The organism is Streptococcus sp. CL8.13 (assembly GCF_049737895.1).
Genome location: NZ_JBKOTT010000132.1, coordinates 1 through 1,554, shown reverse-complemented (window position 1 = coordinate 1,554; position 1,554 = coordinate 1). Strand labels below are relative to the sequence as shown.

At 29.3% G+C, this 1,554-nt stretch carries 2 protein-coding genes and 1 pseudogene; 1 reads left to right on the top strand and 2 read right to left on the bottom strand.

Going from position 1 to position 1,554, the window contains the following annotated elements; all coding sequences use genetic code 11:
* Positions 1-45: 45 nt before the first annotated feature.
* Positions 46-246, top strand: a pseudogene (locus tag ACLNCN_RS04640) (helix-turn-helix domain-containing protein); the annotation flags it as partial.
* A gap of 96 nt (positions 247-342) precedes the next feature.
* Here the strand turns inward: ACLNCN_RS04640 and ACLNCN_RS04635 are convergent.
* Together ACLNCN_RS04635 and ACLNCN_RS04630 are read right to left on the bottom strand one after the other, a co-directional pair.
* Positions 343-972, bottom strand: coding sequence for an ATP-binding cassette domain-containing protein (locus ACLNCN_RS04635; protein ID WP_424844729.1), 630 nt, complete (start codon positions 970-972; stop codon positions 343-345).
* A 38-nt stretch (positions 973-1,010) separates the two neighbouring features.
* The gene (locus ACLNCN_RS04630) at positions 1,011-1,166 is read right to left on the bottom strand and encodes an ATP-binding cassette domain-containing protein (protein ID WP_257958639.1); all 156 of its coding nucleotides are present in this window, start codon (positions 1,164-1,166) and stop codon (positions 1,011-1,013) included.
* Positions 1,167-1,554: the final 388 nt, after the last annotated feature.

Here is a 1,554-nt window from a genome sequence, read left to right as displayed (position 1 = left end):
TGAAATTTTGTCGGGAAAATGGGAAATATGAAATAAAAACTTGGTATAACACTCAGAAAAATTCGCAAAGGAAAGCAAATCAGTTTATCTTCAATTGCTGATAGTAATTTATCTAAATCTCAAATCTCTAGATTTGAACGGGAAGAATCAGAAATCTCTTGTATTCGACTAATCAATATTTTAGATAAATTACATATAACTTTGGATGAATTTATTATTCTTCATGATAATAATTCTAGTAGAAGTGTTATGAATAACTTCAATATCTTTAAAGCTTTTTGTTAGATTTATAATTTCAACTATAGCCATCTCTACTCCTTAGTTTACAGCAAAAAATTATGCTTAATTCTTATTTTTTTTGTAAGAAATCAGCGACCCCAATACTATTCCATTCAACAAGCCTAAAGAAATACCATATTCAACTGAAAAATCTAAAAAAATTGCAAACACTATTCCAATCATCACCCCTAGTGAGGCTGCTGTTGAAATTACATATTCATTTTCTTTCTTCATTTTCTTTACACCTAATTTCCTTTTTGTATATAAGCTATAGTACTCTCCACCAAGAGCCATTAAGTACTTATGATTCCCTGACTCAACAATCTTACCACTTTTCATTACAAAAATAATATCTGCATCCTTAATCGTTGACAATCTATGAGCTACAATTATTTGAGTACAGCCCTTACTTTTTATATACTTTGTTATTCTTTCCTCATTAATAGTGTCTAATGCACTAGTTGCTTCATCTAAAATTACAATACTAGGGTTATTTATTAATGCACGTGCCAGTGCTATCCGTTGTCTTTGACCACCTGAAATATTTGAACCCAAATCTGAGATGATAGTGTTAAATTTCATCGGCATAGCCATGATTTCATCATAGATTTGAACTGCTTTACAAACTTCCTCTATCTTTTGTGAAGTAACTTCGTGCTTTAAAGTTATATTATCAAGAATACTTCTGTTCAATAAAAATGAATCCTGTGGAACTACTTCTAAATTTTGACTTAATATTTTTTATCTATTTGATTAATATTTACACAATCACATAAAACTTTTCCTGTATCAATCTTATATAATCCTGATGGTATTTTTGATAACGTACTTTTTCCTGACCTCGGTTGACCGACTAGTGCAATTCTCTGTCCTGACTCAATAGTCAAATTTAAATTTTCTATTACAGGAGCTGAGTCTTTGGAATAAGAGACAGAAAGGTCCTTAATATCTATTCTACTTCAAACGTTTCTAAACTATACTCCGGAAAATAATTTAACCAATAATTAACCATACTATCTTTCATCGTGTCTTCCAACCAGTACTAGGTCTTTAGATGATATCTAAAGACTTAGGTGTACACCGACAATAATAATATCCATAACCAACAATAAAATTAGGGAATTTTTTAAAATTTTCTTCATATTTAGACTTCCTTTCAGTTTTTATTTATTGTACAATAAATAAAAATCAATTACTTTTTTGTTGGGAAAACGGGAAAATTATGAAATCAAAACTTGGTATAACACTCAGAAAAATTAGAAAAGGAAAGAAAAT